Below are 25,304 nucleotides of genomic sequence, written 5' to 3' on the forward strand. Positions count from 1 at the left end.
CTTATTTACAGGCCAATGAACCCGGGATGTCGGCCAGAAGCGGCGCCATCTCGGCGCTTTGGTCTTGCATGTAATCAATGCGCAGCTCGGCCAAGATCGGACCGCCCTTGCAATTGAGACGCACGGTCTTGCGCAGCTCGACCTTGCCCAGCGCGGTCAAAGAGCGCAGATCAAACCCCGCCTTGTCATGCTGATCCGAGGTCACCTGATCGCCATCAAGCAGCAAAGACTGCAGCATCTGATCATGCGCCGCACCCAAATCTGCCCCGCTGTCGGGATGGGCGCGCAAGGCGACATGGGGGGCGACATGGCGCTCAAACCCCGGAGCGGTGAACAGATAGCCACCGCCATACATCTGCGCCGAGGGCCAGCCTTCGGGCACCTGCGCGGCAACCCCGAGACTGTCACTGGACCACGCCACCAGCCCCGCCGCCTGCGCCATCGGCGCGACCAGCACCAGCGCCGCTGCCAGCATCAGATCACAGCGCCGCATAGATCGCTGCGACCTTTTCGACCGCCTCCTCTGATGTCATCTCTTCGCTTTCGCCGGTGCGCCGCGAGGTCAGTTCGACCTTGCCCGACGCAATCCCGCGCGGGCCAACGGTGATGCGCCACGGCAGACCGATCAGATCCATCGTCGCGAATTTCGCGCCAGCGCGTTCCGCGCGATCATCATAAAGCGGCTCAAGTCCAGCCTCGACAAAGGCGCGATAAAGCGCCTCGCAGGCGCTGTCACAGCTGACATCGCCTTGCTTGAGGTTGACGATGCCGACATGGAACGGCGTCACGCCCTCGGGCCAGATGATGCCCTTGTCGTCGTGATTGGCCTCGATCAGCGCACCGACAAGGCGGCTGACGCCAATGCCGTGGCTGCCCATATGCACCGGCACGCGGCCCTGATCGGGGGTGTTGACGGTGGCCCCCATTGCCTCGGAATATTTGGTGCCGAAGTAGAAAATCTGGCCGACCTCGATGCCCCGGCCCACGCGGCGGCGCTCTTCGGGGATGGCGTTGAACAGCGCTTCATCATGGGTCTCATCGGTGCGCGCATAAAGGGTCGTGAACTCTTCGCAGATGCCAGCGACTTCATCGCGATTGTCGTAATCGACGCGGCGCTCACCCAGTTTCAGATCGGGCACTTGCGCATCGTAGAACACCTCGGATTCGCCAGTCTCGGCCAGCACGAGGAATTCATGCGTATCATCGCCGCCAATCGGGCCGCTATCGGCGCGCATCGGGATCGCGGTCAGCCCCATACGTTCGTAAGTGCGCAGATAGCTGACCATGTGGCGGTTATAGGCGTGCAGCGCATCTTCCTTGGTCAGGTCGAAATTATACCCGTCCTTCATCAGGAACTCGCGCCCGCGCATCACGCCGAAACGCGGACGGACCTCGTCGCGGAATTTCCACTGGATATGATACAGCGTAAGGGGCAGCGATTTATAGCTTTCCACATGCGAGCGGAAAATATCGGTGATCATTTCCTCGTTGGTCGGCCCATACAGCATGTCGCGACCATGGCGATCCTTGATGCGCAGCATCTCGGGGCCGTAGGCGTCATAGCGCCCCGATTCCTGCCACAGATCGGCAGGTTGCAGCGTGGGCATCAACAGCGGGATGTGACCGGCACGCACCTGTTCCTCATGCACGATCTGCTCAATGCGCTTAAGCACCTTGAAGCCCAGCGGCAGCCAGGAATAAATCCCGGCCTGCTGCTGCTTGATCATGCCCGCGCGCAGCATCAGCCGGTGGCTGGCGATTTGCGCATCGGCGGGGGTTTCCTTGAGAACGGGTAGAAAATAGCGGGACAGGCGCATGTGCGGTCCTTTGGGCGTTGGGTGATCTGTTGGCAAATGGCCTAGAGGAAATGGGGGGCGTGGGCAAGATGGCGGTTACGCACAAGCCCCTTGCGAAACAACAGCGCCCTTGCGCCCCGTTTGGGTCTGATCCAAGCAGGCAGTGCTTGATTTCCCCCGATTATCCGCCACGTTAAGACGACCGCTTTGAAAAGGAGCCCCGATGGCCCTGCCCGTTCGACAGCAAATGATCTATTGGACCCTCGCCGCTGTGGTGCTGGTTCTTGCATTGTGGCGCCTTGGGGATGTGATCTTGCCCTTCATCATGGGCGGCGCCATTGCCTATTTTCTGGACCCGCTTGCCGACTGGCTTGAACGGCTGGGGCTCAGCCGGGCGGTCTCGACCATCCTGATCGCACTGGTTGGGGTGCTGGCCTTTGTCGTGTTGTCGCTCGCGGTCCTGCCCATGCTGGTGCGCCAGTTAGGGCAGTTGATCGCGCTCGCTCCGGACTTGCTGGCATCGTTCCAGGCCTTTTTGACCGATCGCTTCCCCAATCTGGTGCAAAATTCGGTGGTCAGTGACACGCTCACCGCAGTGGGTGACGCGATCAAGGCGCAGGGCGGTCAATTGGCGAGCACGCTGCTGAGTTCGGCGATGACGGTTGTGAATCTGGTGATCTTCATCGTCGTGGTGCCGGTCGTGGCGTTTTACATGCTGCTGGACTGGGACCGGATCGTGGCCAAGGTCGATAGTTGGCTGCCGCGCGATCACGCCCCCACCATCCGCGAAATCGCACATAATATTGATCGGGTGCTGTCGGGTTTCGTGCGCGGACAGGTCACGGTCTGTCTGATTCTGGGCACGTTCTATGCGATCGCCTTGATGCTGGCGGGGCTGCAACTTGGGCTATTGGTGGGCGCGGTCGCGGGTGCGCTGACCTTCATTCCCTATATCGGCGCGATCATCGGGGGCACTCTGGCGATCGGCTTGGCGCTGTTTCAGTTTTGGGGCGATTGGCTCCAGATCGGGATCATTGCGGGGATCTTTGCCTTTGGCCAGTTCATGGAGGGCAATATCATCACCCCCAAGCTGGTCGGCGATTCCGTTGGGTTGCATCCGCTGTGGTTGCTGTTTGCCCTGTCGGCCTTTGGCACGCTGTTTGGCTTTGTCGGGATGTTGGTCGCGGTGCCGGTGGCAGCGGTGATCGGGGTGGTTGCAAGGTTCCTGATCAATCAATATCTGCATGGGGCGCTGTATGGCGGCGTAGTCGGGCAAATCCTGCCCTGCGACCCTGAGGACAACGAGAGCTGACATATGGCCGAGCAGTTGATCTTTCCCCTGCCAATCCGCTCGGCGCAGGGGCGAGAGGATTTCTTTATCGCCCCGGCGAATGCGCTGGCGCTCAGCACGCTTGATGCGCCAGCGAGCTGGCCAAACGGGCGGATGATCTTGATCGGGCCAGAGGGGGCGGGAAAAACGCATCTCGCCGCGATCTGGGCGCAGGAACAGGGCGCGCAAACCATCCGTGCCGCCGATCTGAGCGATGCCGACGCCCCGCGTCTCTCCGCCCAGGGCGCGGCTGTGGTTGAGGATGGCGATGACCTCCGCAACAACCCGACGTGCGAGAAAGCGCTGTTTCATCTGCACAATCTGATGCAGGCCGAAGGGGGCAAGCTGTTGATCACCGCACGCACCCCGCCGCGCGATTGGGGGCTAAGCCTGCCCGATCTGATCAGCCGGATGCAGGCCTGCGCCACCGTGCGCATCACGCCCCCCGATGACGCGCTGCTGGCCGCCGTTCTGGTCAAACTGTTTGGCGACCGCCAACTCAGCGTCACGCCCATGCTCATCGAGTGGCTGGTGACGCGCATGGATCGCTCGCTCTCGACCGCGCGCCGTCTGGTTGTCGCGCTTGATGCCCGCGCACTGGCCGAAAAACGCGCCATTACGCGCCCTTTAGCGGCGCAGGTGCTGGACAGTCTGGACTAAGCTGCGCACACTGTCACAGCGCCTTTACAAACCCTAACGATAAGCGCGGACATGACCCAAGCCGATTTCCTCAAGACCCCGTTCCCTGCGCCCGTCACCCTGCCCGAAGAGGAAATCTTGGGGCCGGGTCGGTTCTTTAACCGTGAACTGAGCTGGTTGGCCTTCAACTGGCGCGTGCTCGAAGAGGCCCGCAACCCGCGTGTGCCGCTGCTGGAACGGGTGCGGTTCCTGTCGATCTCGGCAACCAACCTGGATGAGTTCTATTCAGTGCGCGTCGCTGGCCTGATGGAGCTGGTGCGCGAGGGCAATATCAACCCCTCAGATGATGGGCTGACCCCGGCCGAGCAGCTGGACCGGATCAACGCCGACGCGCGCAAGCTGATGGACACGCAGCAAACGACGTGGTCCGCGCTAAAGCGCGAGATGGAGCGCGAAGGGATCACCGTTGTGTCGCGCTCTCGGTTGACCCGCGCCGATCTGAACTATCTCTCCGAGCATTTTCTCAACAAGGTGTTCCCGGTGCTCTCGCCCTTGGCGATCGACCCGGCCCACCCGTTCCCGTTCATCCCCAATACCGGCTTCTGTCTTGCGCTGGAATTGGAGCGCGACACCGACAAACGCCGCCTGCAGGCGCTGCTGCCGATCCCTCAGCAGATCGACCGTTTCGTGCGCCTGCCCGGCGAGGCGCGGTTCTTGCCGCTTGAACAGTTGCTGATGATCCACCTTGGATCGCTGTTTCCGGGCTATCGCGACGTTGGTTCGTGCAGCTTCCGGGTGCTGCGCGACAGCGATCTTGAGGTTGAAGACGAGGCCGAAGATCTGGTGCGCGAATTTGAAACCGCGCTCAAGCGGCGTCGGCGCGGTCAGGTCATTCGGATGTCGGTTTCCGCCGGCGCGCCCGCCGATCTGCAAGCGCTGGTGATGCGCGAATTGCATGTCGATCCCGATGAGGTGGTCGCCGAAAAGGGCCTTGTGGGCATCGCCGATGTCAAGGAACTGGTGCTCAACAACCGCACCGACCTGCTTTGGCCGCCCTTCACGCCCCGCGTGCCCGAGCGCGTGCAAGACCACGAGGGCGACATGTTCGCCGCGATCAAGCAAAAGGATATTTTGCTGCACCACCCCTATGAAACCTTCGATCTGGTGGTGCGCTTTCTCGATCAGGCGGCCAATGATCCTAATGTCTTGGCGATCAAACAGACGCTTTATCGCACCTCGAAAGACAGCCCGATCGTGTCCTCGCTCTGTGAGGCGGCCGAGGCGGGCAAATCCGTCACCGCGCTGGTCGAGCTGAAAGCGCGCTTTGACGAGGCCGCCAATATCCGCCAGTCGCGTCGGTTGGAACGCTCGGGGGCGCATGTTGTTTATGGCTTCATGAACTACAAAACCCACGCCAAGATCAGCACCGTGGTGCGCCGCGAGGGTGAGAATCTGGTGACCTATACCCATTACGGCACCGGCAATTATCACCCGATCACCGCCAAGATTTACACCGATCTCAGCTTTTTCACCTGCGACGCTGCGCTGGGGCGCGATGCGACCAAAGTGTTCAACTACCTGTCGGGCTATGTGCAGCCCGAAGGGCTTGAAAACCTTGCGATCTCGCCGATTTCGCTGAAACCGCGCCTGCTGGAGATGATCGCGCGCGAAAGCGCATTTGCCAAGGCGGGCAAGCCAGCCTCGATCTGGGCCAAGATGAACTCGGTGATCGATTCCGAGGTGATCGACGCGCTCTATGCCGCCTCGCAGGCGGGAGTGAAAATCTCGCTCGTGGTGCGCGGCATTTGCGGCATTCGCCCTGGCATCAAGGGATTGTCGGAAAATATCCGGGTGAAATCCATCGTCGGGCGGTTCTTGGAACATTCCCGCATCGTGTGTTTTGGCAATGGCCACGGCCTGCCCTCGGATCAGGCGCGGGTGTTCTTTTCCTCGGCCGATTGGATGGGGCGCAACCTCAACCGGCGCGTCGAAACGCTGGTCGAGGCGAAAAACCCCACCGTCAAAGCCCAGATCGTCAGCCAGATCATGGCCGCGAATATGGCCGATGAGGCGCAAAGCTGGATCTTGCAGCCCGATGGCAAATTCATCCGCCACCTGCCCGAAGATCGCGAAAAGCTGTTCTCGTGCCACCGCTTCTTCATGGAATTCCCCTCACTCTCGGGGCGGGGTTCCGCAGGGGCAAGCGACGTTCCAAAACTTGCTCATAGCTTCGACTAGCCCTAGCGTGCGCATAAGACGACTCAACCGGACGGGCCGATGAAATCCAAAAATAGTGCGCAGCCGACCACCCAAGGCAATGATGATTGGGACCCGTTTGGCCAGCCGCTTTTCGACGACCCCTCGGTGCGTGCGCTCAGCCGCGTCGGTGTTGTCGATATCGGCTCGAACTCGATCCGGATGGTGGTCTTTGACGGGGCCGCGCGCAGCCCGGCCTATTTCTTCAATGAAAAGGTGATGGCGGGTCTGGGCCAAGGTCTGGCCGAAACCGGCAAGTTGAGCGCTGACGGGCGGGTGCGGGGCTTGGCCGCGCTCAAACGCTTTGCCGCGCTCGCCGAGGGGATGGAGATCGGCCCGCTGACCTGCGTCGCCACCGCCGCCATGCGCGACGCCGAGGATGGCCCCGAATTTCACGCCGAGATCGAGCGCGAAACCGGCCTCAAGCTGCATGTGATCGACGGTATCGAAGAGGCGCGGCTTTCCGCGCAGGGCGTGCTTTTGGGCTGGCCCGAGGCCGAGGGGTTGGTCTGCGATATCGGCGGCAACTCGATGGAGCTGGCAGAGATCAAGAACGGCAAGGTCTGGCGACGCGCCACCTCGCAGCTTGGTCCCTTTCGCTTGCAGATGGTCGAAGGCGGCAAAAAGGCGCTCGCGGCGCATATCCGCGACACGATTGCCGATCTGGCCGCCCAAGTTGGCACCAATCACGACCGGATTTATCTGGTGGGCGGATCGTGGCGCGCGATTGCCCGACTCGATATGGAGCGGCGCGGATATCCGCTTTTGGTGCTTCACGAATACCGCATGAGCCCCGATGATCTGCGCGAAACGATCGACTGGATCGCCAAGTCCGACATGGACAAGCTGCGCGCGAAAACCGGCACCTCCTCGGCGCGGATGGAGCTTGTGCCGCTGGCCAGTCAGGTGCTGGGCGAATTGATCGAACAGTTCCAGCCCCGCGAGATTGACGTCTCGGCTTACGGAATCCGCGAGGGCCTGCTGTATGAGCAGATGCCCGAACGGTTGCGGCGGCGCGATCCGCTGGTCGAGGCCTGTCGCCACACCGAACGCCTGATGTCGCGCATGCCCGGTTTTGGCAAGAAACTGCATGCCTTTATCGAGCCGATCTTTGGCCCGCTGCCACCCGAGAAATTCCGCCTCGTGCGTGCCGCCTGCCTGCTGCACGACACCACATGGCGCACCCATCCGGATTACCGCGCCGAGGCCTGTTTTGAAAACGTCACGCGCGCGAATTACTCGGCGATGTCGCATACCGAGCGGGTGTTTCTGGGCCTTGCGCTGTTGCACCGCTACAAAAACTCGCGCTCCGGCTCGCAGCTTGAACCGCTGTTTGGCCTGCTCTCTGAGGAACGTCTGCAAGAGGCAGAGGTGCTGGGCAAAGCGATGCGGTTTGGCGCGATGTTTGCCACGCACAGCCCGGCCGATGCGGGTGAGTTGTCTTATTCGTCCAAGGCTGGCGTGTTGGAGCTCAAGCTAACCAAACGCGGCAAGGCGCTGTTTGGCGAGGTCGCCGAGGCGCGGTTCCGCTCGCTTGCCAGCGCGCTCAAGGCCGAGGCGAAAGTGTCCTAAAGCTCGATCCCGTCATTGGGAATTGGCGGGTGGCCCGGCGGCAAATTTGGCCGACCCGGACGCGGCATTTTCGGCTTTGGCGTGTCCGGAATCGGGGCCTCGGGCGGCTCGGTCAGAAGTGGCGGTGGTGGCGGCGCATCGGCACGGCGGCGCAACAGGATATCGCCATTGTCCAGCCGCTCGGGGGCTTCGTAGTTTTTCACATCGTCAATCAACGCCATGAATTGACGCAGCTTCGGGCCAAATTTCTCAGCCGCATCGCCCAGCCCTTTTTGCATGTCTTCCAATTCGGGACGCATCTGATCAATGATGCCGCGAAACAGCAGTTGCGCGCCCTGCTCAAGCAGCGAAAATCCGCGATCGGCATCGCTTTCGGGCGTCTGCGCCTGCGCTGGGCACGCGGCAAGACAGGCCATCAAAATGGGAACCGTAAATGCTTTCATACCTCCCAGCCTACGCCGAGAAACGACAAAAATCACGCCTCTTCGACAGGGCCGAACTGCAAATCGACCGAGACGGGAAAATGATCCGAAGCTTGCAGCAACGCCTCGCGCAATTCGGGCACGCGATAGATTGCCGGGTCGTCAAACGGGTGCCAAATGCGCCACGCTGACGCCTGCGCCACCAGATCAGGCGAGAGCATCACGAAATCCAGCATCGCCGAGAAATACTGTTTCTGCTCAACCAGATAGAAACGCGCAGAACTGGGCGCGGCAGAGGTTTGATGGGCGGCACTCAGGCGCGCATGCGGGTCGTGCAAGCGCCACGCCTCCGGCCCGCCCTCGCCCGCCACGATTTCCACGCCCGAGCGTCCAAACAGCTTTTCATATTCATCCAGCCCCGGACCGTCGTTGAAATCGCCCAGCACAACAAGGCTATCGCCCGCGCGCAGATGCTCTTCGATGCGACCGCGCAGCCAAATCGATTGCGCCAACTGCTTTCGCCGGTTCTCGATGCCGATCCGGATCGCGGCCTCGCGGCTGGTCACACCATGGGGCCCCTTGGATTTGATATGCACCCCGATCAGATGAATCACGCGACCTGCAATTGCTTCCAATCTCACCTCAAGTGGCGGCTTGGAAAAGGTCACCGTGTCCATTTGCGCATCAATATCGAGGTCGATTTTCAGCACACCATCAAAGCGCGGCCAAGCCTCGCTTTGCCCCGGGTCATGGCGTGCGCGCACCACATCCGGGTCATAGAGCAACGCAACTTCCTGCTGCGTCTCATTGGAAAACCCGATCAGCGCCTTGCGCTGGCGCAGCTCGAATTTCGCCGCGAACTCTTCAAGCATCGCGACCGTCTTGTGGCGGCGATTGTCGTCAGGTGCCTCGACGATGAGCAGCACATCGGCCTGCAAAGCGCTCAGCACGATGCCAATCGCCCCGATCTGCTCGGCACGCGTCACACTATAGCGCGCCGACCATTCGCCATCCTCCAACAAATGACCGTTGCGGTCGAACAGGTTGGTGAACCACTCGATATTCCAGGTGGCCACCCGCATCAGGGATGCGCCGTAGAATCGCGGATTTCTTCCCACGCGGCATTGAGTGCAATCAAGCGTTGTTCGGCCAGTTGCACAGCCTCGGGCGGCAGGCCACGGGCAATCGCGCGATCGGGATGGGCCTCGCGCACCTTGGCGCTCCAAATCTTGCGCACCTCGGCAATCGGCGTGCCGGGCGCCACTTCCAGTACCGACCACGGATCAGGCGCGGAATCGGGCACGAAAGCGGCCTTCATCGCGCGAAAACAGCACTCTTCCAGCCCGAAAATCCGCGCGACTTCGTGCAAGAACGCATCCTCGCCCTCGTGGTAATCGCCATCGGCCATCGCAATAAAGAACAGCCCCTCGAGCACATCTTTAAGCACATCCGCGCCGGGCCCGAACATCCGCGCGATCTTGCGCGCATAGGCGTCAAAGCCCGCCACATCGGTGCGCGCCATGTCAAAGACGCGCGCCGCGTTGACCTCTTCGCCCGCCGGAATCTGAAAGATGCGCCGGAACGCGGCGACCTCATCGCGGGTGACCTGCCCATCGGCCTTGGCCATCTTGGCCCCCAGCGCAATCACCGCGATGGTGAAGGCAACCGAGCGTTCTGGCGGTTCGCGCAGGTTGTCAAAGACACTCGAAAGCCCCTCACCCCGCCCAAGGGCGGACAAGGCTTGCGCGATACGCGACCAAAGTGAAAGTGGTTTATCCATACCATCCCAGATCTGACTCTGCGCAGCAAAGTTTACCCTGCGCGTTTCGGATTTGCACCCGTTCAAATACGCAGCCGGATTACAACGCTGTAATGTCGATAAAAGGACGCTCTGGGATAGATTACGATGCCCGAGTGTCTCAAAACATCGAAAAATGGAAATTTATGGCGCGCGGAGATGCCGTCATGCCCGCGCCTTTCGCATGCCAAGCCGCACTCTGCGCCCTCTGGCGGGGACGCCTTCATTTGGCTATGAACACTGCATGAGCAGTTTTCTCTCCGTTGATCATTCATTGAGCGGGCGGCGTTGGGTTGGTCCCACCCCCGAGACCGACCGCCTTGCCGAGGCGATGGCGCAAACCACCCGCCTGCCGCTGCCGCTTGCACGCATCCTTGTGGCGCGTGGCGTCAGCCCGCAGGAGGCCGAGGGGTTCCTTGAGCCGACCCTGCGCGACCTGCTACCCGATCCGCGCAGCCTCAAGGATATGGAGCGCGCCGCGACGCGGTTTCTCGCAGCGATAAATGCGCATGAAAACATTGCCATTTTTGCTGATTACGACGTGGATGGCGGTTCGTCGGCGGCGCTTTTGATCCATTGGTTACGCGGCATGGGCCGCCAAGCGACGCTGTATATTCCCGACCGGATTGACGAGGGCTATGGCCCCAACGAGCCCGCGATGGAGGCCTTGGCGCGCGATCATTCGCTGATCGTCTGCGTCGATTGCGGCACGCTCAGCCACGGCCCGGTTGCGGCCGCCAAACCCGCCGATGTGATCATTCTCGACCACCACTTAGGCGGCGAGACCCTGCCCGACGCGCTGGCCTGCGTGAACCCCAATCGGCTCGATGAAACCGGCGATCTGGGGCATCTTTGTGCTGCCTCGGTGGTGTTCTTGATGCTGGTTGAGGCCAATCGCCAATTGCGTGCGCAGGATGTGCAGGGCCCGCCCCTGATGGCGCTGCTTGATTTGGTGGCGCTGGCGACGGTGGCCGATGTCGCGCCACTGCAGGGCTGCAACCGCGCGCTGGTGCGCCAAGGGCTCAAAGTTATGGCGCGGCGCGAACGCCCCGGCCTTGTGGCGCTGTGTGATGTCGCCCGGCTGGATCGCGCGCCAAGCGCCTATTCGCTGGGCTTCGTGCTGGGGCCGCGGATCAATGCGGGCGGACGGATCGGTGCCGCCGATTTGGGCGCGCGGCTTTTGGCCACGGATGATCCCAACGAAGCGCTGGCACTGGCAGAGCGGCTTGATGTGCTCAACTCGGAACGTCGCGAGGTCGAGAACGCGGTGCGCGCCTCGGCGCTGGTTCAGGCCGAGCAACGCGGGTTGGACGGGCCGCTCGTTTGGGCGGCGGGTGAAGGCTGGCATCCCGGCGTGGTCGGCATCGTGGCCGCGCGGCTCAAAGAGGCCAGCAACCGCCCCGCCGTGGTGATCGGGCTGGAGGACGGTATCGGCAAAGGCTCGGCGCGCTCGATCAATGGCGTCGATATTGGCGCGGCCATTCAACGCGTCGCCGCCGAAGGGTTACTGCTCAAGGGCGGTGGGCATCGCATGGCCGCCGGGCTGACTGTTGAAGAGGGCAAACTGGAGGCCGCGATGGCGCGCCTGTCCGAATTGCTGGCCAAGCAAGGGGCTGGCACGCAGGGCCCGCGCGATTTGCGACTTGATGGGCTGTTGATGCCCGGCGCCGCAACCCCGCAACTGATCGAGGATATCGACCGCGCCGGCCCCTTCGGCCAAGGCGCGCCCGCCCCGCGATTTGCCTTTTCCAATATGGAAATCGTTTCGCCACGTCCGATCGGCGAAAGCCATCTGCGTTTCATGTTTGGCGATGGGATGGGCGCACGAATCGAGGCGATAAACTTTGGCGCGTTCGACGGCCCGCTTGGCCCCGCGCTCAGCGAACGCGGCGCACAGCGCTTTCATCTGGCTGGTCGTCTTGAGATCAATTCCTGGGGCGGGCGCAACAAGGTGCAGCTGCGTCTTGAAGATGCAGCGCGCGCCTGAAGCCGCTGTTTTCACACCGCATTCGGCGCGGATTCGATCTCGATGCGAAAGTTTCGCAAAAACATCAAAAACCCCCTTGCGAGTCACCAAGCTCTGGCCTAAACACCGCCCACGCTGACAAGCCAAGCGCTTGATCGTCGTAAGTGGCCCGTTCGTCTATCGGTTAGGACGCCAGGTTTTCAACCTGGAAAGAGGGGTTCGATTCCCCTACGGGCTGCCACTTTTCTGATAAATTCCATGAAATTAAGGCCCTGCGCGAACGCGTCAGGATTGGTCCACGACTTGCTACGTTGTGGGCTTTGTTTGATTCCCGAGACTTGTGGCGCCTACTCGGCCTCGCCATTGACCGACGCGACCCGATCTGGCCCGCGCGATTTGCGCCGGATGGCTTGCAGGAGCGACATCGCCAATAGGGCAGCCGTGGCCAGCACGAAAGCGGCCGCGATGGGGCGGTGCAGGAACACCATCGGATCGCCGCGCGAGATCAGAAGGGCGCGGCGCAGATTGGTCTCGATCAGCGGCCCCAGCACGAAGCCAAGCAATAGCAGCGCCGGGTTGAACCGCGCCAGCGACAGCGCGTAGCCGATGGCCCCAATCAGCGCGACCGCGAAGATGTCAAAGCTTGATCCGCGCACCGAATAGACGCCGAGGCAGACAAAAATCAGAATCGCCGGATAGAGCCAGCGAAACGGGATGCGCAGCATCGACACCCAGATGCCGATCAGCGGCAAGTTCAGCACCAACAACAGCAGGTTGCCGATCCCGAAGCTCGCGATCAGCCCCCAGAACATGTCGGGGCGCTCTGCCAGCATCAGGGGACCGGGTTGCACGCCGTGAATGACCAGCGCGCCCAGCATCAGTGCCATGATCGGATCGCCCGGAATGCCCAGCGTGAGTGTTGGGACAAAGGCGCTGATCGCAGCGGCGTTATTGGCGGCTTCGGGGCCTGCAACGCCCTCGATCGCTCCATTGCCGAACCGCTCGGGGTGGCGTGAGATGCGGCGCTCGGCGGCATAGGCGAGAAACGACGAGATCGTCGAGCCGGTGCCCGGAAGGGCGCCGAAGAAGCTGCCTAGGCTTGCGCCGCGCAGCGCCGGAAAGGGAATGCGGCGCAGCTCGGCCCGGCTGGGCAGCAACTCGCGCAGCGCAATGCGGCGCGGCACGCCGGTGCGTTCGGCGACGTGGATATTGGCAATCACCTCAGCCACGCCAAACAGCCCCATCGCCAGCGCCACAAGGTTCACACCGTCCATCAGCTCGGTCTGCCCAAAGGTGAATCGCTGCTCGCCCGAGTTCACATCGGTGCCAACGCAGCCCAAAATCAGCCCCAGCACCACCATCGCAAAGCCTTTGGCCGGGTGCTTGGCACCGATGGTTGAGGCGGCAACCAGCCCCAGCAGCATCATCGCGGCATAATCCGCCGCGCCAAAGGCCGTGGCCGCGCGCGACAAGACGCCCGACAACAAGATCAGCACGAAGATACCAAAGAACGAGCCCAGAAAACTTGAGATCATCGAGGTGAACAGCGCAACACCCGCGCGCCCCTGCTGCGCCAGCGGATAGCCATCCAGCGTGGTCACCGCCGATTGCGGCGTGCCCGGCAGGCGCAGCAAGATCGAGGCCACCGCGCCACCATATTGCGAGCCGTAATAGACCCCCGCCAGCATGATCAGCGCCGCCTCCGGGCTGAGGTAGTAGGTGATCGGCAGCAAAAGCGAGATCGTGGCCATCGCACCGATCCCCGGCAAGACGCCCACGAACGTGCCCAGCACCACGCCCAGCACGCAATAGATCAGCACGCCCGGTTGCAGCGCAACGCTCAAGCCATGCAGAAAGCCGTCCCAGCCGCTCATGCTTGCCCCGGCCAAAGCGGGACCGTCATTTTTAGTCCGAAATGAAACACCACGACCGACAGCACGGTGATGCCCAGCGCCAAAGCCAGCCGCCAGCCGACCCGACGATCAGGCGCGGCGATCGAGGCGATAAGAACGCTCGCCAGCGTCACCGGCACCAGCCCCACAGGTTCCAGCCCTGCCGCGAAAACAAGGATCGCGGCGAGAACGGCACCGGCCTCTTTCCACGCGATGCGCCCGCGATGGCCTGCGCGCGCCCAAGCGGGCAGCGCGATCATCAGCCCCAGCACCGCCAGTACGCCGCCCAGAATCGCCGGAAAGAACCCCGGCCCCATCCGGCGCAGCGAGCCGATATCGTAATGGCCAGCAGCATAGAGGGCGACAAACAGGCCAATCGCGGCAAGAAGAATGCCGCTCGCCAGATCGTGGATATCGTGCTTCATCGATCAGTTTTTCGCGTCGATCCGGTCCAGCACGGCCCCCCAGATCTTGGTGTCTTGCGCAATCCGCTGTTGCAGATCCTCGGGCGTGCCCCCCGCCGCCTGCCAGCCCATATCCTCAAGACGCTTTTGCACCGCCCCATCCGCGAGGATCGTGTTGATATCGGTGTTGAGCGTTTTGATGATCGCCGGATCGGTTCCGGTGGGGGCAATGAAAGCGTTCCACAATTCCGCCCGAAAATCGGCAGGCAGCCCGGCCTGCCCGGCCATCACCGGCACACCGGGGGCTTGGGCAAAGGGCTTTTGCGAGGTGATCCCGAGGATCTTCAGCGTGCCCGCCTTGACATATTGCATCGCCGCCGAGGGGGCCATGAAACCGGCGTCGATCTCATGACCGATGATCGCGGTGGTGACCGGAGCATACGAGGTAAAGGGCACGTGCAGCATCTCGACGCCCGCACGGTCCGAGAACAGCTCAGCCGTCAGATGCGCGCCAGATCCCTTGCCGACCGAGCCATAGCTAAGCGCTTCTGGCTCTTTGCCCGCAGCGGCGATGAAACCCGCCAGATCGTTGGCCGGGAAATCCGCCGCCACGACCAGCACCAGCGGCGAAGTGGCGACCAGCACGATGGGCATGATGTCGGTCGCGACGTCATAGCCCAGATTCGGCATCAGACGCGGCGCGGTCGTCATTGGCCCGTTGATCGTGGTACCAAACGTGTAGTCCTTGTCCTTGGCGTTCAGCATCTGCTGAATACCGATCACACCGCCCGCGCCGGGTTTATTCTCGATCACGATCGGCTGGCCCAAAGCGGTGGCGAGAGGGTCCGTCACGATCCGCGCCAACAAGTCCGGCGAAGAGCCCGCAGGAAAGCCCACGAAGGTGCGCAGCGGCTTGGTGGGCCATGCGGCTTGTGCGAAAGCAGGCTTGCAAAGCGTAAGGGCGGCCGCCCCCATAAAAGCCGCGCGGCGCGTGATGGTCATGGCTGTCTTCCCCCGGATGTGTCGTGCATCAAAGCACTGTCATCGCGCAAGATTGCGGAAACACTCCCCCTTGGCAAGGGTCGCGCAATTCAACGCGCGAAATCGCCGCGCGCAGGCCTGACCGTGGTCGGATCGTCATGCGCAGAGCTTGATCGACGCCTTCACCCCACTTGAGAGCAGCCCCATAAGGCCAACGCAAACCTATTGGCCTTGGGCGCTCTGCCCGGATCGGTTGGGCACGATCCTGAGCGCGCGCAAGGCGTTCAAGATGACGGCGACATCGATCAGTTCTTGCAAGAGCGCACCTTCAACCGGCGTCAGATAGCCAAACGCCGCCGCGGTCATGCCCAGTACCGAAAGCCCGATCCCGACCACGACACTTTGCAGCGCAATCTGGCGCGCGCGCTGCGCAATCTCGACCCCCGCCAACAGGCGGTCGAGATGGTCAACCAGCAAGACGATATCCGCCGCCTCCGCCGAGGCCGCAGTCCCACGCGCGCCCATTGCAACGCCAATATCGGCGGCGGCCAAAGCGGGCGCGTCGTTCACGCCATCGCCGACCATCATGACCGGGCCGTTCTTGCGCTCGCTTAGCACCAGCAAGACTTTTTGGTCCGGGGTCAGCTCGGCGCGCACGCCCTCCAGCCCAAGCCCCTTGGTCACCGCCGCGGCCACCGCTTGGCGATCACCGGTGGCCAGCAAGATGCGCCCGATCCCGAGCGCGCGCAGCCCCGCCAGCAGATCCCCCGTGCCTGCGCGCAACGCATCCGCCATCACCAGATGCCCCACCGCTTTGCCGTCAACCGCCAGCGACACGACCACCGACCCCGCCTCGATAATCGTGCGCTCCAGCGCCGGGGCTCCGGTCTGCGTGGCGACAAACGCAGCGCCACCCACCACAACCGCACGCCCGTCAACGGTTCCGGCCACGCCTTCGCCTGGTGTCTCAAGCACGTTTTGCGGGATCGGCAGTTCTGTCCCGCGCGCATGGGCCGCAGCAACGATTGCCTGCGCGATCGGATGTTTCGAGGCCTGATCGAGCGCGGCTGCGAAATACAAAACTTCGTCTTCAGACAGCTCCCCCGACGCCTCGATGGACACGATTTGCGGGCGCCCGTCGGTCAGTGTTCCCGTCTTATCAAGGATCAGCGTCTTGATCCGCGCCAGCGCCTCAAGCGGCTTGGCCCCTTTGATCAACACGCCGAAATGCGCCGCCCGCGACAGCCCCGCGACAAGTGCCACCGGAACCGCAAGGATCAGCGGGCAAGGCGTTGCGACCACCAGAACGGCGACCGCACGGATCGGATCGCCCGTCATCCACCACGCCGCCGTCGCCAGCACCACGGTGACGATCAGGAACAGCAGCGAATAGCGATCCGCCAGACGTGCCATCGGAGCCTTTGAGGCTTGCGCGGCCTCAACCAGCCGGACAATCCCGGCATAGGTGCTATCTGCCGCCCGCCGCGTGACCCGCAGATCAAACGCATCGCCCGCATTGGTGGCCCCACTCATGATCTCTTGCCCGCGCTGCATCCGCACCGGCATCGACTCGCCCGTCAGCGCGGACTGGTCCAGCATCGCCCACTCTGTCGCAAGCGTGCCATCGACAGGCACCGCGTCGCCCTGCCGGATCAGCAACAGGTCATCCGGCACGATCTCGTCCAGAGGAACGTCGTCCAGCGCGCCTTCGCGGTGTCGCGTGGCGCTGCGTGGCACGCGCGCGAGAAGATCGCTCATCTCGCGGCGGGCCCGGCCTTCGGCAAAGCTTTCGAGGTACGTGCCCCCGGAATACATCAGCGCCACCACCGCGGCCGCCAGTTCCTCGCCAAACAGCAGCGCTGCAGACATCGACAGCGCGGCCACAATATCGAGCCCAACCTCGCCCTTGGCCAAAGACTGCGCGATCTCGACCACAAGGCCGATCAGCACAGGCACGACAGCGCCCCACCAAATCAGCGTCGCCAGATCGGGTTTGCCCGCAAACATGACCCCCAAACCCGCGAACAGCCCGAGAGCCGCGATGACCAACAGGACCGTTTTCAGACGGTCTTGCAACTGAACCGGTTTCTTCATGGGCTTCCTTTTTCGGGCTTTCTTGGGAAGGTTAAGCCAGCACTGACATCATATGACAGGTCTTTCATATGTCATCCGCCCTGTTTCTGTCGCGCAAGAAAGATCGGCCTGTCTTTAGCCCTCAGAAATACCTGCCCCCGGCAAGAGCCAGCGCGAATTCAATCGCGCCCTTGCAGACACCGCATTTTTGGACATCGCGCCGAAATTCTGCAGCCGGGCCAAAGCTTTGAACAGCGATGTTCCCGCCGCGCGTTTAATACCCTTTCGCCAGACCAGAGGGTCGACGGTTGTCATTGGCCCCCTCCAGCAGCCCGGTCGCGGGATTGGCCAAGATCGCCTCATCCGCGCCCCAAGGCGCGCGCTCTTTGAATGTATAGCCCATCGTCTCAAGCGCGGATTGCGTCTTGCGCGTCAGATAGCCGGGCTCGACAGAAACCAGATCGGGCAACCACTGATGATGGACACGCGGCGCATCGACAGCCTGCTGCATGTTCATCCCGAAATCGACCACGTTCAGGATGCTTTCCAGCACAGTCGAGATGATGGTCGAGCCGCCGGGGCTGCCAGTCACCATGAACAGCTTGCCATCCTTGAGCACAATCGTGGGCGTCATTGAACTCAGCGGGCGCTTACCGGGCGCGACCGCATTCGTCTTGCCCTGCACCAGACCGAAGGCGTTGGGCACACCCGGTTTGGCGGTGAAATCATCCATCTCATTGTTAAGGAAAAACCCGGTATCGCCCGCGATCTTGCCGCTCCCGAAAAAGAAGTTGAGCGTGTAGGTCACGGCCACCGCATTGCCCTTGGCGTCCACGATGGAATAATGCGTCGTGTGCTGCCCCTCATTCGCCCCCAGACTGCCTTTAACCTGCGAGGACGGCGTGGCGCGATCTGGCTGGATCGTGGCGCGCAGGCCGGCGGCATGTTCGGGCGAGATCAGCGTTTCAACCGGGTTTTTCACGAAGGCCGGGTCGCCCAGATAGGTGTTGCGATCCGCAAAAGCACGCCTCTCGGCCTCAACCAGCGCATGGGTGACCTCGCCAGAGGCATAGCCCCATTTCGCAAAAGGATAGGGTTTGATGATCTGCATGATCTCACATACCGTGGTGCCGCCAGAACTGGGCGGCGGGGCCGAAACGACCTGATAGCCGCGATAGTCACAGCTGACAGGTGCGCTCCAGGGGGCGGTGTATTGGGCGAAATCCTGCATCGTGAACAGCCCGCCCCCCGCCTGACTGGCGGCCACGATCGCCTTCGCAATCGGGCCGTCGTAAAACGCCTTGCGCCCTTGGTCTGAGATCAGCTCCAGCGTTTTGGCAAGCTCGGGCTGCTTAAGCCGCTCGCCCGCAGCGTAGGGCGTGCCATCGGGATGCAGGAAGGTTTTCGCGACATTGGGCTGGCTGGCAAATAGCTTGGTGCGCAGCTCCATGAGTTTCACATCCGCCGCGTTGAGCACAAACCCGTCGCGCGCCAGCTTGATCGCCGGGGCCATCACCTGCGCGCGCGTCATCGTGCCATATTTAGCCAGCGCCTCTTCCATCCCCATCACGGTGCCCGGCACGCCCGTTGCGAGCCACGAATCCCGGCTCAGCTTGGGGTCGGCATTGCCCTGTGCATCCAGAAACATATCCGCCGTCGCCGCCAACGGCGCCTTTTCGCGAAAATCGAGAAACAGGTTTTGGCCATCGGCCAGATGAACGGTCATGAAGCCGCCCCCGCCAAGATTGCCGCAACACGGATGCACCACCGCCAGCGCGTAGCCCACCGCGACCGCCGCATCCACCGCATTTCCCCCGCCCTGCAGGATATCGACGCCAATATCGGTGGCCAGATGCTGCGCCGTGACCACCATCGCATGTTTGGCCGTCACCGGTTGAGCGGCCGCCATCTTGGCGCGGCTCGCCCCGACCACGCCGAGATCGGGCAAGGCCGAGGCGGCACTGCCTTGGGTGTCGGCAAAGGCCGGAGATGCAAGCAGAAGACAGGCGGAGAAAAGGGCGACAGCGCGGCGCATGGGCAAGGCTCCTTGATGGCGTTCAGTCTTGCGCCAATCAGATAGAGCGGATCGCGGGCTTGAACAGCCGCCTATGCGCCCAGATCATGGACCAACGCCGCAAGCCCGTTCATGCGTCGCCCCCCTCGCCCACAATTTTGAACCCAAAGATTTCGCAATCCTCTAGGGTCTGGACCCATTGATTTCAGGCTCGCTGCGTGATTCACGACGCCGCAAACGGAGCGGTGCCGTGTCTGATCTTTTCTGGTTGAGCGATGCGCAGCTGGCGCGTCTTGAGCCCTGCTTCCCCAAGTCCCATGGCAAGCCACGGGTCGATGACCGCAGAGTATAGAGTGGAATTATCTTCATCAATCGCAATGGGTTACGTTGGCGAGATGCGCCTGCGGAATACGGACCGCACAAGACGCCATATAACCGCTGGAAGCGATGGAGTGAAAAGGGCGTTTTTGCCCGGATCATGGCCGGCCTCGCAGTGGAGCACCGCGAGGAGAAGACCGTCATGATTGACGCGACCTACCTCAAGGCCCACCGAACAGCGACCAGTATGGGCGTGAAAAAGGGGGGCGTGGCCGTCTGATTGGCCGAACCAAGGGCGGGATGAACCACTGCCCGGCAGGGCATTGCGCAGCAATGGCCCGAGAGGGACAAAACTGCATGCCATCTGTGACAGCCAGGGGCGCCCGCTCAACCTGTTCGTGACCGCAGGGCCCCCTCTCGGCGATGCTTGCATCGCCTGCCGGGCAGCGGGTCAGTGATTATATCGAAGCGCGGGCATTGCTCAGCAGCCTGCCAAACGTGGATTGGTTACTCGGAGATCGCGGCTATGACGCCGATTTGTTCAAAGAAGCGTTGGAAAACAAAGGGATACGCGCCTGTATCCCTGGCCGAAAGCAACGCAAGACGCCCGTGAAATACGACAAGCGCCGCTACAAACGACGCAACCGCATCAAGATCATGTTCGGTCGGCTCAAGGACTGGCGGCGCGTCGCAACCCGATACGACAGATGCCCAAAAGTCTTCCTCTCGGCCATCGCCCTCGCGGCAACCGTCATCTACTGGCTTTGAACCTCAATGAGCCAGACCCTAGCTGACCGACCAAGCCCATCGCGCCAATATAAAGAAAGACCGACAGTAAAATACGGGCGACGACACTGGCAATTTGTGCCAGCGGCAAGAAGCTGCCCACTTTCGGATACCCCTGCCGCAAGACGGCTTCGGTCGCTTCAAGATGGCGCAGAAGACGCGGATCCAGCTCCGGCCTTTGACTGGGCACCAACGCAACCGCCCCCTCGCATACCCATCCAAAACACTGCGCGGCCCGTGCCTGCCTTTCACGCCAAAACGTCTAGAATGATGCGTGGGCTGGGCACGACAGGCTTGAACCGGCCCTGCCTGCAACGCACTACTTGAGCAGTTTCAAAAGCCCCTTCTTGGCCTCGTCTTCCAGCCTTTGACGCACGGCGTCTTGCGCACTCTGGCCGTCTTGAGGCGTGATCCCAAGCTTCTTGGCAACCTCGGACTTAGCCCTGTTTTCAAGGTCTTTCTTGGCCGCATCGACCTTGTCGCCGGTAATCGCATTCATATCGAGGCCGAATTTCGGCTTGGCCCAGGACCCGGTAATTGTCAGCGGCACCTGCACGCCGCCGCTGCCATCAGCCTTACTCAGCGCGGTGGGTGTCAGCGTGTAATTCAGCGCCTGCGCGCCGACATTCACCTGCCCCTTGCCAGCCGCGCTTAGCAGCGGTGCCTTGAGCGCTAGATCATCATTGCTCAGCACCCCTTTATCAATGGTGAAGCTGGCACTGATCTGATCAAAAATCGTCTTCGCCCCCTCGCCCACATAGTTCAGGTTCAGCGTGCGCAGCATGCCCACCAGATCAAGCCCCTGCAACGCGCCCTTTCCCAGCGTGAAATTGCCCGAGCCCGACAGCGAGCGCGCCAGCGCCGCCTCGCTATTGCCCGAGGCCAGCAGCTTTACCGTCACATCGGCCGCGGAATCGAGGCGCTTGTAATCGACCAGATCGCTGAGAAACGGCTCTAATGAAACGCCTTTTGCCACCAGATTAGCCGCCACTGACAGCCCGCCGCGCGCATTGGCCACCACCTGCCCCGAGATGTCGCCGCCATAGGCCGACACTTGGCGCAGATCGGCCACCGCGCGGCCATTCTCCAGCGTGATCTGCGCGCGGGTCTGGCCCAGCTTACTTACCCCAAGGTCGATCGAAGGTGCGTTCAGCGTGATCTGCGCGTCCGCCATGTGCAAGGCGCTCAGGTCAATCGGCGCGGTTGACCAGCCGCTGGCCGCTTTGGTGCCAGAGCCCGTGCCTCCACCTCCGCCGCCCCCGTTTGATGCCGCCAGCGCGGACAGGTTCAGCGCATCCGCATCAATCTGCGCAGTAATCTTGGGCTTGCCCTTGGGAAATGTCAGAGCGCCCGCCACGCGCATCGCATTGCTATCGAGCGTAATCTGACCTGCCGTCAGGTTTAGCGCTCCGTTTGGCGAGAGCGTCACATCCCCCTTGGCGGTGATACTGTCATGGCCCAACCCTTGGGGCAGATCAGATATTGACTGGCCAACAAGGGCCGCCAGCGCCGCTGGATTTTTGAGAGTAGCGACCAGTTTGCCCTGCGCAGCCAGTGGCGACGTGCCCAGATTGCCCTTGAAGGCCACGTTTGAAGCCCCCATCCCAACCGTCACATCCGCTGGCACCGCCTTGCCCGTCAAGCTCGCCGCAAACTGCGCCAGCGTGCCCGTCAGGGTCATCGGCTGGCCATTGAGTTCGGCCTTGAGGTTGAAATTAGCCGGGCCGGTATAGGACGGGATTTCCAGCGTCGCGTCGATCTTGGACAGGGCGATGCGCTGGCCCGTCGCTTGGTCGATCCACGTCAGCGACCCATCGCTAATGATACCCTGATCCAAGCTGAAAGCCTGCCTCACGCCGCCCGTGCTCGGGACCTTCTTCCCGGCGGGGTCGGTGCTGGCGGGTTCGATGCTGGCGGGCTTGGCCGGGGGAGTAAATTCCCAATTGCCCGTGCCATCCCTGCGCCGCTCAAGCAGGATCCGGGGCGCCAGCAGCTTGACCTTGGAGACGCGGATCTCCCCGCCAAACAGCACCGCAGGCTCAACCCCGATTTCGACCTCTTTGGCAGACAGCATCGGCCCGTCCTTGGCCCAAGACGCATTGGCGATTTCCACCGGCCCCATGCGCACCCCCAACTGCGGCCATAGCGTTGCATGAACCGCGCCCGTCAGAGTCATTTTGCGCCCGGTCGCGGCCTCAAACTGGGTCTCGGCAATCTGGGCGATCTTTTTCGACGGGATCAGCAGCAGCGCCCCCCCGGCCGTCAGTGCAAGCAGCAAGATAAGAGCAATGGCGCGAACGATCCAACGCATGGGGCCTCCGGGGATTTGACGTTTGGCTCTGGTCGATGTGCAAGAAAAGGGGTGCAGGGCGCGCAAGGACAAACGGATTGCGCTGAGAACACCACGGAAGCGCTGCGGGGGCAAGTGTGGCGACAGGCATCCAAGACCCCGCATTTCTGGCGGCGCGCCGCGCAAAAACCAACTTCCGCGTGAGGCGCGCGCTGCGTGCATTGCTGCCAAAGCCTCACGCGGGTAGGTTTGGGGCTGGCGAAAATCGCAAGACCCCGTCCCCCGTCACAGACAGATCGAAAAGGGTAGAAACATCATGCGGATAGCTCTTGGCGGACTGATCGTGCTTAGCTGTCTGTCTTGCGCCAACGCGCAGCAATCAGCGCCCCAGCCCTTTGCCCGCCCCGATTACTCCGACAATCGCTCCAGCGCGGTTGATGTGATCAAATCCTATTACAACGCCATCAACCTGTCGCAATATGCCCGCGCCTATAGCTACAAACTGCGCGGCACGCCCGAGCTTGACGCAAACGCGCTTGCGGCGGATTACGCGAAATTTCGCGATGGATTTTCCGATACCGCGCATGTCTGGTTGAAGTTGGGCTTCGTGACGTCGGACACCGCAATGAGCACGACCCATTACGCGGTGCCCGTGGTGATCGAGACCCTCTCGGATTCCGGCACCCGCCAAGCCTATGCCGGCTGTTATGATGTCGTGCGCGTCTCAGCAGGGGTGCAGGATTTTGTGCCCTTCGATCCAATCCGCATTGCGGGTGGAACGCTGCACAAGATCAATGGCGACATGGCGTCGGCTGCGATGCCCAAGTGTCCCATCTGATTTCGCAATTTTCTGGACGGGCGCACCGCACGCTGCCTGTGAAGCAAGCGCCGTGACCATCAAAACCCGCTGAGCCACAACGCCTAGCCGTCGCCATGATAAACCGTCTCACCGCAATTTCTCGTTGGTGAAAACATGACTGCCCAGAGATGCCGTTTGCTACGGTATCGAACGCAAATGGAAGATTGACCTTAGCGGCGACGATCCACCAAATCAGCCATCACGCAAAGCAACTCAAACATCATAGTCGCGCCGACCAGCGCCGTCATGCCCGCCAGATCGAACGGAGGCGCGACCTCGACCACATCAGCGCCGATTATGTTCACCCCGGCCAATAGCCGGACCATCTCTTGCGCCTCGCGCGTGGTAAACCCGCCGATTTCAGGAGTGCCAGTGCCCGGCGCCATCGAAGGATCAATCGAATCCACATCGAAGGTGATATAGGTCGGGGCGTCCCCCACGATGGTATGCGCCTCAGCCATCACCTCGGCGACGCCGCGACGCACGAACTCTTCCATATAGATGATGCGGATGCCCTGAGCCTTGGCCCAATCATGCTCGCCCGGTTCATAAACCGATCCCCGGATGCCGATCTGCACAATCCGATGCGGGTCTAGCAGGCCTTCTTCGATGGCGCGCCGGAAGGGCGTGCCGTGGGTAAAGGGGTTGTCGCCGAAATAGCTGTCATTGGTGTCGGAATGCGCGTCGAAATGGATCAGCCCGACAGGCCCTGATTTGGCGAGGGCGCGCAACACCGGCAGCGTCGTCAAATGGTCGCCGCCACACGAGAGCGGCAGCGCACCGCTGGCCACGATCTTCGCCATCCCCGTCTCGATCAAATTCAACCCATCAAGCAGGTTAATCGGGTTCACCGGCAGATCTCCGACATCGGCGACATTGGCGATGCTGAACGGCGCTATGCCCGACGCATGATGCGCCGCGCGCATCAGGCTTGATTGATTGCGCACCTCGCGAGGGCCGTGACGCGCGCCCGCCCGATTGGTGGTGCCACCATCCCACGGAATGCCAACCAACGCGATATCAAGCCCCTCTGCTGTCGGCACGGCAGGCAGGCGCATGAAGGTCGAATGACCCGCAAAGCGGGGAACTTTTGCAGCGTCAACGGGCTGGTGAAAGGTCGTCATGGGTATGTCCTCAGTTGAATTCTCGCGCAGCAGCGGCTGTGATGCCCGCCACGCAATCGGCGAGCAACAGTTCGCCATTCTCGGCCGATGACCCTTCGGTCAGCGACAGCACGCCCGAGGGTGGGACCTCGGCGCAAGGTTTGGGGAAGCGGTCATAGGGCAGGAAGGCGGCGGGCCCGTCATGGCGCGCCTTGGACAGGTCCACCAACTCGGGGCGCAGCGCCATCATCATCGATGTTTCCAGCACCGAGGCATGCTCCAGCTCGATCCCCGGATAGCCATTGGGGAAGATGCGATCCAGCGTTTCGGGGCGCACCATATCCCAATGATCGACGCGCAAAATGACAAGGTCCGCAGCGCGGTCGCGACCGATCGCATCCAGCGCCAGTTCGATCCCCTCAATCGTCGGACCGATATTTTCGTAATGCCCATTCACGGTGACGATCTTGCGCACGTTCTGGCGAAACAACTCGCAGATCACATCGCGCACGATCAGCGAAAACGTATGCGCACTCAGATTGAGCGTGCCGGGAAAGCCCGGCCCCCCGCCCGTCTTGGGCTGCGAGCGATTGCCATAAGCAACGGTGGGCAAGACCAGCCCGCCCAGCTCAGCCGCCGAGCGTGCCGCAATCGCCGTGGGGATCACCACATCGACATTCAGCGCCATATGGCGACCATGCTGCTCGGTTGCGCCTAAGGGTAGAAAAACGGGCGCCCCGGCAGCAATGCGCGCCTCGACATCGGGCCAAGGAAGCTCTGCGTAAAATACACTATCTATCATACT

Annotated in this window: 19 protein-coding genes, 1 tRNA gene and 1 pseudogene; 8 read left to right on the forward strand and 13 right to left on the reverse strand. The window is 62.1% G+C overall.

What is annotated here, in order from left to right:
• Position 1 precedes the first annotated feature (1 nt).
• Both QZ571_RS01155 and proS read right to left on the reverse strand, forming a co-directional pair.
• Positions 2 to 493, reverse strand: coding sequence for a hypothetical protein (locus QZ571_RS01155; protein ID WP_295530424.1), 492 nt, complete (start codon positions 491 to 493; stop codon positions 2 to 4).
• Positions 480 to 1,817, reverse strand: coding sequence for a proline--tRNA ligase (gene proS, locus QZ571_RS01160; protein ID WP_295530427.1), 1,338 nt, complete (start codon positions 1,815 to 1,817; stop codon positions 480 to 482). Before proS ends, QZ571_RS01155 begins: the two co-directional genes overlap by 14 nt.
• A gap of 202 nt (positions 1,818 to 2,019) precedes the next feature.
• Here proS and QZ571_RS01165 point away from each other — a divergent pair, with 202 nt between their 5' ends.
• From QZ571_RS01165 to QZ571_RS01180, 4 genes are read left to right on the forward strand one after another with little or no spacing between them, the layout of a single operon-like run.
• The gene (locus QZ571_RS01165) at positions 2,020 to 3,108 is read left to right on the forward strand and encodes an AI-2E family transporter (RefSeq protein WP_295530430.1); all 1,089 of its coding nucleotides are present in this window, start codon (positions 2,020 to 2,022) and stop codon (positions 3,106 to 3,108) included.
• Positions 3,109 to 3,111: 3 nt separating this feature from the next.
• Positions 3,112 to 3,786, forward strand: a complete 675-nt coding sequence (locus tag QZ571_RS01170) for a DnaA/Hda family protein (protein WP_295530433.1) — start codon at positions 3,112 to 3,114, stop codon at positions 3,784 to 3,786.
• Between the two features lie 51 nt (positions 3,787 to 3,837).
• Positions 3,838 to 6,003 (forward strand): RNA degradosome polyphosphate kinase, encoded by a 2,166-nt coding sequence (locus tag QZ571_RS01175; protein ID WP_295530436.1) that lies wholly within the window; start codon positions 3,838 to 3,840, stop codon positions 6,001 to 6,003.
• 39 nt (positions 6,004 to 6,042) lie between these two features.
• Positions 6,043 to 7,593 (forward strand): Ppx/GppA family phosphatase, encoded by a 1,551-nt coding sequence (locus QZ571_RS01180; RefSeq protein ID WP_295530440.1) that lies wholly within the window; start codon positions 6,043 to 6,045, stop codon positions 7,591 to 7,593.
• Here QZ571_RS01180 and QZ571_RS01185 read toward each other — a convergent pair.
• Genes QZ571_RS01185 through QZ571_RS01195 form a run of 3 tightly spaced genes read right to left on the reverse strand, consistent with a single transcriptional unit; the run spans position 7,590 to position 9,795 of the window.
• Positions 7,590 to 8,036: an AAA+ family ATPase gene (locus QZ571_RS01185; RefSeq protein WP_295530443.1), complete on the reverse strand. Its 447-nt coding sequence runs from the start codon at positions 8,034 to 8,036 to the stop codon at positions 7,590 to 7,592. The genes QZ571_RS01180 and QZ571_RS01185 overlap by 4 nt on opposite strands.
• A gap of 32 nt (positions 8,037 to 8,068) precedes the next feature.
• The gene (locus QZ571_RS01190) at positions 8,069 to 9,097 is read right to left on the reverse strand and encodes an endonuclease/exonuclease/phosphatase family protein (protein WP_295530446.1); all 1,029 of its coding nucleotides are present in this window, start codon (positions 9,095 to 9,097) and stop codon (positions 8,069 to 8,071) included.
• Positions 9,097 to 9,795, reverse strand: coding sequence for a TerB family tellurite resistance protein (locus QZ571_RS01195; protein ID WP_295530449.1), 699 nt, complete (start codon positions 9,793 to 9,795; stop codon positions 9,097 to 9,099). Before QZ571_RS01195 ends, QZ571_RS01190 begins: the two co-directional genes overlap by 1 nt.
• A 262-nt stretch (positions 9,796 to 10,057) precedes the next feature.
• Here QZ571_RS01195 and recJ point away from each other — a divergent pair, with 262 nt between their 5' ends.
• Together recJ and QZ571_RS01205 are read left to right on the forward strand one after the other, a co-directional pair.
• The gene (recJ, locus tag QZ571_RS01200; protein WP_295530452.1) at positions 10,058 to 11,800 is read left to right on the forward strand and encodes a single-stranded-DNA-specific exonuclease RecJ; all 1,743 of its coding nucleotides are present in this window, start codon (positions 10,058 to 10,060) and stop codon (positions 11,798 to 11,800) included.
• 145 nt (positions 11,801 to 11,945) lie between these two features.
• Positions 11,946 to 12,020 (forward strand) — tRNA-Glu (locus tag QZ571_RS01205).
• Between the two features lie 106 nt (positions 12,021 to 12,126).
• Here the strand turns inward: QZ571_RS01205 and QZ571_RS01210 are convergent.
• The 5 genes from QZ571_RS01210 to ggt all read right to left on the reverse strand — a co-directional run bounded on the left by QZ571_RS01210 (position 12,127) and on the right by ggt (position 19,164).
• Positions 12,127 to 13,653: a tripartite tricarboxylate transporter permease gene (locus QZ571_RS01210; RefSeq protein WP_295530455.1), complete on the reverse strand. Its 1,527-nt coding sequence runs from the start codon at positions 13,651 to 13,653 to the stop codon at positions 12,127 to 12,129.
• A complete protein-coding gene (locus tag QZ571_RS01215; protein WP_295530458.1) occupies positions 13,650 to 14,096 on the reverse strand; it encodes a tripartite tricarboxylate transporter TctB family protein in 447 nt (148 codons plus the stop codon). The genes QZ571_RS01210 and QZ571_RS01215 overlap by 4 nt, the downstream gene beginning before the upstream one ends.
• Before the next feature lie 3 nt (positions 14,097 to 14,099).
• Positions 14,100 to 15,077 carry a tripartite tricarboxylate transporter substrate binding protein gene (locus QZ571_RS01220; protein ID WP_295530462.1) on the reverse strand — a complete coding sequence of 326 codons (978 nt, stop codon included), beginning with the start codon at positions 15,075 to 15,077 and terminating at the stop codon, positions 14,100 to 14,102.
• A 201-nt stretch (positions 15,078 to 15,278) separates the two neighbouring features.
• Positions 15,279 to 17,150, reverse strand: a complete 1,872-nt coding sequence (locus tag QZ571_RS01225; RefSeq protein ID WP_295530465.1) for a heavy metal translocating P-type ATPase — start codon at positions 17,148 to 17,150, stop codon at positions 15,279 to 15,281.
• 253 nt (positions 17,151 to 17,403) lie between these two features.
• Entirely contained in the window at positions 17,404 to 19,164 is a 1,761-nt protein-coding gene (gene ggt / locus QZ571_RS01230) for a gamma-glutamyltransferase (protein WP_295530467.1), read from the reverse strand.
• Between the two features lie 229 nt (positions 19,165 to 19,393).
• Between ggt and QZ571_RS01235 the strand changes: the two are divergent.
• Positions 19,394 to 20,229, forward strand: a pseudogene (locus QZ571_RS01235) (IS5 family transposase).
• 337 nt (positions 20,230 to 20,566) lie between these two features.
• Here QZ571_RS01235 and QZ571_RS01240 read toward each other — a convergent pair.
• Positions 20,567 to 22,558 (reverse strand): AsmA family protein, encoded by a 1,992-nt coding sequence (locus QZ571_RS01240; RefSeq protein WP_295530471.1) that lies wholly within the window; start codon positions 22,556 to 22,558, stop codon positions 20,567 to 20,569.
• A 295-nt stretch (positions 22,559 to 22,853) separates the two neighbouring features.
• On the opposite strand from QZ571_RS01240, the gene QZ571_RS01245 reads away from it, so the two are divergent.
• Entirely contained in the window at positions 22,854 to 23,375 is a 522-nt protein-coding gene (locus tag QZ571_RS01245; protein WP_295530474.1) for a hypothetical protein, read from the forward strand.
• Positions 23,376 to 23,566: 191 nt separating this feature from the next.
• Here QZ571_RS01245 and speB read toward each other — a convergent pair whose 3' ends face one another.
• Both speB and QZ571_RS01255 read right to left on the reverse strand, forming a co-directional pair.
• The gene (speB, locus tag QZ571_RS01250; protein ID WP_295530477.1) at positions 23,567 to 24,520 is read right to left on the reverse strand and encodes an agmatinase; all 954 of its coding nucleotides are present in this window, start codon (positions 24,518 to 24,520) and stop codon (positions 23,567 to 23,569) included.
• 10 nt (positions 24,521 to 24,530) lie between these two features.
• The gene (locus QZ571_RS01255; protein ID WP_295530481.1) at positions 24,531 to 25,301 is read right to left on the reverse strand and encodes a creatininase; all 771 of its coding nucleotides are present in this window, start codon (positions 25,299 to 25,301) and stop codon (positions 24,531 to 24,533) included.
• Positions 25,302 to 25,304: the final 3 nt, after the last annotated feature.

This window comes from uncultured Thioclava sp., from assembly GCF_913064665.1.
Classification (GTDB): Bacteria; Pseudomonadota; Alphaproteobacteria; order Rhodobacterales; family Rhodobacteraceae; genus Thioclava; species Thioclava arctica.